Raw genomic sequence first — 305 nt, 5'->3', positions numbered from 1 at the left:
TGTATATTTTGGAGCTAATTGTTCCATAAATGCTAAATCCCCTCTCTTTTCTACACAGATTTCGTACAGTTCTATGAGGCTTTTAGACCTCGATTTTAAGCGTTGCACTGAGCTTGTCGTAGTGTCGTTGAAACTCGCGTAGATAGTCCTTTCAAAAAATCATTTTTCTATGAATAAAGCTATTAAATATTTTGGAATTGACATTAGCCACTTGGTATTCGATGTCACGGATTCTGATGGCAATTACTATCAGTTTAAAAACAATCTTTCTGGCTCTAAAAAGTTTGTAAAGCTCTTGGATATGA

Annotated in this window: 1 pseudogene; it reads left to right on the top strand. The window is 34.8% G+C overall.

Features of this window, described 5'->3' with window-relative positions:
• Positions 1–169: 169 nt before the first annotated feature.
• Positions 170–305, top strand: a pseudogene (locus CXF67_RS19275) (IS110 family transposase); the annotation flags it as partial.

Source organism: Psychroflexus sp. MES1-P1E (assembly GCF_002836055.1).
Lineage (GTDB): Bacteria > Bacteroidota > Bacteroidia > Flavobacteriales > Flavobacteriaceae > Psychroflexus.
This window is presented reverse-complemented; position numbering and strand designations above follow the sequence as displayed.